Origin of the sequence: Corallococcus sicarius, assembly GCF_003611735.1 — a bacterium.
Lineage (GTDB): Bacteria > Myxococcota > Myxococcia > Myxococcales > Myxococcaceae > Corallococcus > Corallococcus sicarius.
Map to the genome: position 1 here is coordinate 1 of NZ_RAWG01000445.1, position 6,100 is coordinate 6,100.

The following is a 6,100-nucleotide window of genomic DNA, read 5'->3' on the forward strand; positions in this document are numbered from 1 at the left end:
GGGCAGCACGGGGCAGCAAGCAGGGCGGGCAGCACGGGGCGGTACGGCAGCACTCACGGCACAACACCTTCATCCTCGGAGAACCAAGATCATGGCGACCAAGACCCAGCAGCGTGGACAGACCCTTCAGCGCAAGGCCCGTCAGATGAAGGCGACGACGGTGAAGGCCGTGTCCAACGCAGGCAAGCAGGCCATGCGCGTGCAGGTGACCCTGGGCGACCTGATCGCCGCTGCCTTCGACACCGTGGGCGGCGAGGCGCGGAAGGTGGCCAAGGTCGTCTCCTCGCCCGACATGACGCTCGCGACGGGCAAGCACATTGTTTTCGTGGGGTGATTGTTCCGCCGGCCGGGCGCGGACAGGTTGGTTCCACTTGCCGGGACGCGATTCCCAGAGCCAGGTGACTTCGTGACACGCATCCTCAATCCCGGTCGCAATTGCTGGACGCGAGCGGACACGCATGACGCGGGCGTACTGGTAGACGCCCGGGACTACTACCGAGAGCTGTACCGGGCCATCCGGAAGGCGCGCCGCTCCATCGTCATCACGGGCTGGCAGTTCGACAGTGATGTGACGTTGCTTCGCGGCGAAGACCTGGAGGAGGCCCAGGGAGGCGAGGTCCGGCTGCTGCCGCTGTTGGACCAGATGTGCCGGGACAACCCGGAGCTGGAAGTCTACATCCTCGCCTGGGATTTCAGTCTGCTGCTCGCCATGGAGCGCGAGTGGATGCAACACCTGCTGTTCAACTGGACCACGAACGAGCGGCTCAAGTTCCGCTTCGACGCGTCCAGTCCCCTTTATGGCGCCCACCACCAGAAGCTCGTCGTCATTGACGGCGTGCAGGCGTTCACCGGTGGCATGGATGTCTGTGATTGTCGCTGGGACGACCGGGATCACCCCGCATGCTCGAAGCTGCGCTGTGATTCCGGCCGTGACCCGCACGGTCCCTACCACGACGTGCAGACGGTGCTGACCGGCCCCGCCGTGAAGCCGCTCGCGGAGCTGTTCGAGGCGCGCTGGGCGCACTCGGGCGGCGGTGAGATCCACCTGGAGCCGGTGGCGCGCGACGACGTGTCCTTTGAAGCGACCATGCCGGCGCCTCCGGGGCCGGTGGCCATCAGCCGCACCTTCGGCAAGACCATCCTTCCGCCGCAGGAGGAGGTGCAGGAGATCCGCCACCTGTACGTGGACGCCATCGCCGCGGCCGAACACTTCATCTACATCGAGAACCAGTACTTCTCCTCGCGCGCCATCTACGACGCGCTCGTCAAGCGCATGCGCGCGGCGGGCCGCGGCCGGCTCCAGGTGATGCTGGTGCTGCCCCGTCAGCCGGAAGCGCTGCGCGAGCAGATCGCCATGGGCGTCGCCCAGGTGCGCCTGCTGCGCGCGCTGCGCGAGGTGGCCCGTGAGACGGGCCACGGCTTCGCGGTGTACGGCTCCGCGGCGAAGGCGGAAGACGGCTCGGATGTCTTCACGTACATCCACTCGAAGGTGATGGTGGTGGACGACACCTTCATGACGGTGGGCTCCGCCAACACGACCAACCGCAGCCTGGGGTTGGACTCCGAGCTGAACCTGAGCTGGGAAGCAGAAGCGCCGGGGGACGCGGTGTCGCGCGCCATCCGCCGCGTGCGCGTGTCCCTGATGGCCGAACACGCGGGGCTCGCGGGTGTCTCCGCGCTGCGTCCGCTGGTGGAGGCGAAGCAGATGGTGGAGACGTTGGATCGGGTGGCCCACGAGGGGCACCTGCGCCTGCGTCAGCACCCGCTGGAGACGGTGTTCGACCAGAACCCGCTCTTCAAGCCGCTGGAGCCGGAGGACTTCCTCATCGACCCGGAAGAGTCGGTGCTGGACGAGTCCCTCTTCGAGGCCCTGCACAAGGGCGACGACGGCCTGTTCGCCTCCGGCGTGCGCCTGCTGTCGCGCTGGCTGGTGGGCCCCTCGTGCTCCGCGCCTCCGCACCGGGCCATCCTGCCCTGCGCCCCCGTCCAGGAAGAGGGCGGGGCGGTAGGGCCCTGAGGCGGCACCGGAGCGGGAGGGATTTCAGGAGCTGAAGCGGCGTCAGCGTCGGGCGAAGTCCACGCCCACGCCGGCGCCCGCGCTCACGCCGCGCACCAGCGCGCCATCCGGCTGCGGGAAGTGCACGGTGGCGCCGGAGGCCCAGATGTACATCGCGGGCAGCACGCGCTGCCGGGCCTCCACCGCGACGGAGTAGCGGGGCCGGTCACCCAGGCCCATCACCACCACCCGCGCGATGCCTCGCGTCCCGCCACCCGGGGTGCTGAAGCTCAGCGACAGGTCTCCGTCCGCGCGCCCGAAGGCCGAGTACTCCACGGCGCCGCTGGCCACGACCTCCGGCGAGTCCGGCCCGTCGCCGCGCGCCACCGACACCTCCACGTAGCCGGAGAAGTCCTGGGGCACGCGCTGGTCCGCCTGGGGCTCCTCGGACAGGCCCACCGCGGAGAAGCGCGCCAGCTCATAGCCCGCGCCGAAGAAGCCGAAGCGGAAGCCGCCGCCCTGACGACGCCCCTGCAGGGTGACGCTGATCTGCGTGCCCTTGAAGGCGCCCTCGAACGCCACGCCCAGCAGACCGCCCACGTCCTGCGCGCCCGCGTTGAGCCGCGCGCCGCCGGCCAGCAGGGCCCAGGAGCGCAGCCGCTCTCCCTTGTACATGGCCACCTCGCCGCCCACCGACGCGACCGTCGCCTCCGGGGAGGCCCCGCCCGCGTCGCCGAAGTCGTGCGCCGCGGAGGCGCGAACGAGGTAGCGGTCGAAGTGCGCTTCGCTGTCGCTGGCCAGCCGGCCCACGTCCAGCAGCAGCTCTCCGGAGAAGATGCGCGCGGCGAGCACGTCGCTCGCGAGCAGCTGCACCCGCGCGGGCCCCACCGCGAACGACACCGTGCCGCCCGCCGGGTGGTAGTTCGGGGACAGCTGGTTGTCGTAGCGGTTCACCAGGTAGCCGCGCCCCAGCGACTCCTCGAGGAAGGGCTGGATGCGCAGGCCGAAGCGGCCGGACTCGTCACCGATGCGCAAGAGGCGCACCACCTGGCCGTAGTCGCTGCGCTCATCCCAGTCCTCGCGCCGCAGCCACGCGCCGTAGTCCTGGTCCTTCTGCTCCGGGGCGTTGTCCAGCAGCCGGAAGCGCAGCGGGGCGCCCAGCATGAAGGCGAAGTCCTCGCCGCCATCCACGCCCAGCGACGGGTACGCGTACGCGAACAGGTCCTGCTCCCCGCCGGGCGTCCCGGACGGGAAGCTCAGCGGCCCCACCTCCAGGAGCGCCCGGAAGCCGATGCCTCCCGAGGAGGCGGGAGAAGCCACTTCCTGCTCCTCGTTGGGAACCTCCTCGATCGACGAGGACTGGGAGGTCAGCAGTGCGAGGAGGGCCACGAAGGGAGCACCGGTCATTGGTGCTCACTCTACTTGGCGCGGCAGGGGCTGGACAGACGAAGACCCGGCACGGCCCGGGGCGCGGGCTTTGCCGGGTATCCGCCTTCACTCCGGGTGCTTAGTGGGTGGGGTCGGGGGTGGCGTCCGTGTCCACCTTGGCGTCGGTGCTGGAGTCGTCGTCGTCGCTGTTGAGCGCGTCGCCCTCGTCCTTGATCTCGCTCTTGCCGGCGCTGCTCTCGTCGCCGGAGCCGGAGCCGCCGGTGCCGTCGCTGTCCTTGTTCTGGTTGACGGAGCCCGCGGGAGCCTGGGCGTCACCCAGGTCGGTGGGGGTGTTCTGCTGCACGTCCCACTTCTGGCCGTCCTTCGTCTTCACGGCCTCGTCCGCGGCGCCGCTGCCGCCGGTGGCCTCACCCTCGTAGACGGTGGGCGCGTCCATGCGGTCGCGCTTCTCCAGGTCGCTCACGTTGCTCGTCTCACCGGGCGACTTGTTCAGCTCCTCGGCGGCGGCGGAGTCGGAGCTGATGCTCTCGCTGCTGGACGTGTCAGCGCTGGTGCCCGCGCTGCCCGAACCGCCCATGGCACCGGCCTCCGGTGACGAGGCTTCGCGCGTGTTGGCGGACTGACCGGCGCAACCGTACAGCGACAGGGCGGCAAGGGCCGCCATCAAGGGAAGCTTCATGGGAGATCTCCTGTGGGAGTCGGGTTTCGTCTTCCGGAAATCTGGTTGTCCCCCCGACAGAGACAAGGACACACACGGGCCTTCGCCCCCCGGTCCGCTCCTCGGCGGCCAGGCGGGCGTGCGGTGTTCGCCGGGGCCTTGCTTCGTTTCCACGCCCTCGTGACAGCCGCTTGACTACGGCTGTAGTCAGTCGTACCTTCTTCGTGACTACAGGTGTCGCCACGAAGGGTGGGACGGATGAAGAAGCCGGTGGGAGAGCAGGAACTCGCGCTGCTGCGGTACGTGGCGGAGCACGGGCCGGCGACGGTGGGGGAGGTGGCGGAGCGCTTCGGTGAGGCGCAGGGCCTGGCGCGCTCCACGGTGCTGACGGTGATGGAGCGGCTGCGGCTCAAGGGCTACCTGACGCGCAGCAAGGTGGACGGGGTGTTCCAGTACGCCTCGCCGGTGGCCACGCAAGAGCTGCTGCGCGACGTCGTAGGGAACTTCGTGCAGCGCACCCTCTCCGGATCGCTGTCGCCGTTCGTCACCTACCTGGCCGAGACCGAGGACGTGTCCGACGAGGAGCTGAAGCAGCTCCAGGACGTCGTCGCCCGCCTGCGGCAGAAGCGGAAGGAGTGAGCCCATGGCTCCCGTGGACCTGCTGCACGTGATGCCGTGGTGGTCGTCCTGGTCGGAGTCCCTGTGGCGCGCCTCGTGGCAGGGGGCGCTCTGCGCGCTGGCGGTGTGGGTGCTGGCGAAGGCGGTGCCGCGCCTGCCCGCGTCGCTGCGCGCGGGGCTGTGGTGGCTGGTGGCGCTCAAGTTCGTGCTGACGCTGGGCTGGCCCCGTCCGGTGCCCCTCGCGCTGCTGCCCGCGGAGACCGTGGCCGCCGTGAGTTCGCAATCCCAGACACCGGGGTCTCAATCACAATCATCGCTCCTCATCCTCCAGCGGGGCGATGAACGGTCCGCGACTTCAGGCGCGACAGGCTCCCCGCAGGCTCGGGACCTGGCGGCATCGAACGCCGCGAAGTCGACACTGGCACCGGGCCTCGCCTCGTCAGGCGCCCGCATGGCCACGCACGCACCGGGCCTCTCCGGGGTGGACGAGCGCCCGGGATTCGCGTCCTTCCTCGCGGATCCGCTGCGGTCGCTCCGCTCGTGGCCCTGGGCCGTCGTCGTGGCGTGGGCCCTGCTCGCCCTGTGGGCCGCGGGCGTCCTCTGGCAGGTGCGGGGGCATGTTCGCGCCTGGCACCAGGTGCGGGGCATGCGGCAGCGGGCGCGGCCCCTCCAGCACCCGACGCTCGAAGAAGAGGCGGAGTTCCTCGCGAGCGAAGCGGGCCTGCGCCGTCGGCCCCTGCTGCTCGTCTCGGACGAGGTGGCGAGCCCGCTGGCTTCGGGGCTCCTGTCGCCGGTCATCGTGCTGCCCTCGAAGGCGGTGCGCGAATTGCCCGAGGACGCGCTGCGCATGGCGCTCGCCCATGAGGTGGCGCACCTGCGACGCGGGGACCTGTGGCTGGGCTGGGTGCCAGCGCTGGCGGAGACGGTCCTCTTCTTCCACCCGCTCGCGCGTCAGGCGGCCCGTGAGTACGCGCTCGCCCGGGAAGAGGCGTGCGATGCGGAGGCCCTGCGTCTCACCGGCGCGGAGCCCGCGGACTACGGCGAATTGCTCATCGCCTTTGGCATCACCCGGCCCCCGGGCAGCGCAGCGGCGCTTGGGGCGTCGGCGCACCTTCACGCGCTGCACAGGAGGCTCCGCATGCTGGAACATGTCGATGTCATCCCCACCCATCCCCGCCGGTGGCTGAAGGGTGCGCTGTTCGCCCTCGGCGCCGTCGTCCTGATGCCCTTCCAGGTCGTCGCCAAGGCGCCCGCCACGGCCACCCCCAACGCCACGACGGACGCGGGCACGAAGCAGGGCACCACCCGGACGCTGGCCGCCGAGCCCGCGTCGGGCACGGACTCCGCCAGCAAGACCGCCACGGCGCCGGCCGCCACGTCCAGCAAGACCCCAAAGGCGCCCGCGCCGCCGGCCGCGCCCACCGCACCCCGCATGGCCG

At 70.7% G+C, this 6,100-nt stretch carries 6 protein-coding genes; 4 read left to right on the forward strand and 2 right to left on the reverse strand.

Features of this window, described 5'->3' with window-relative positions:
• The first annotated feature begins 91 nt into the window (after positions 1–91).
• Both D7X12_RS38200 and D7X12_RS38205 read left to right on the forward strand, forming a co-directional pair.
• Positions 92–334 (forward strand): chaperonin, encoded by a 243-nt coding sequence (locus tag D7X12_RS38200; RefSeq protein ID WP_120612545.1) that lies wholly within the window; start codon positions 92–94, stop codon positions 332–334.
• A gap of 72 nt (positions 335–406) precedes the next feature.
• Entirely contained in the window at positions 407–2,017 is a 1,611-nt protein-coding gene (locus D7X12_RS38205; RefSeq protein ID WP_120630097.1) for a phospholipase D-like domain-containing protein, read from the forward strand.
• A gap of 42 nt (positions 2,018–2,059) precedes the next feature.
• On the opposite strand, the gene D7X12_RS38210 is transcribed toward D7X12_RS38205, so the two are convergent.
• Both D7X12_RS38210 and D7X12_RS38215 read right to left on the reverse strand, forming a co-directional pair.
• Complete coding sequence (locus D7X12_RS38210; RefSeq protein WP_120630098.1) at positions 2,060–3,403, reverse strand: hypothetical protein; 1,344 nt, start codon at positions 3,401–3,403, stop codon at positions 2,060–2,062.
• 100 nt (positions 3,404–3,503) lie between these two features.
• A complete protein-coding gene (locus D7X12_RS38215; RefSeq protein WP_208719550.1) occupies positions 3,504–4,064 on the reverse strand; it encodes a hypothetical protein in 561 nt (186 codons plus the stop codon).
• A 237-nt stretch (positions 4,065–4,301) separates the two neighbouring features.
• Here D7X12_RS38215 and D7X12_RS38220 point away from each other — a divergent pair, with 237 nt between their 5' ends.
• Both D7X12_RS38220 and D7X12_RS38225 read left to right on the forward strand, forming a co-directional pair.
• Complete coding sequence (locus tag D7X12_RS38220; RefSeq protein ID WP_120630099.1) at positions 4,302–4,682, forward strand: BlaI/MecI/CopY family transcriptional regulator; 381 nt, start codon at positions 4,302–4,304, stop codon at positions 4,680–4,682.
• A gap of 4 nt (positions 4,683–4,686) precedes the next feature.
• Positions 4,687–6,100 (forward strand): M56 family metallopeptidase (locus D7X12_RS38225; protein WP_279637280.1); only part of this gene is annotated, 1,414 nt, incomplete at its 3' end.

What these genes read in the sequence shown, in the direction of transcription:
- D7X12_RS38200 (WP_120612545.1), top strand. Translation starts at nt 92, where the DNA reads ATGGCGACCAAGACCCAGCAGCGTGGACAGACCCTTCAGCGCAAGGCC.
- D7X12_RS38210 (WP_120630098.1), bottom strand. Translation starts at nt 3,403, where the DNA reads ATGACCGGTGCTCCCTTCGTGGCCCTCCTCGCACTGCTGACCTCCCAG.
- D7X12_RS38215 (WP_208719550.1), bottom strand. Translation starts at nt 4,064, where the DNA reads ATGAAGCTTCCCTTGATGGCGGCCCTTGCCGCCCTGTCGCTGTACGGT.
- D7X12_RS38220 (WP_120630099.1), top strand. Translation starts at nt 4,302, where the DNA reads ATGAAGAAGCCGGTGGGAGAGCAGGAACTCGCGCTGCTGCGGTACGTG.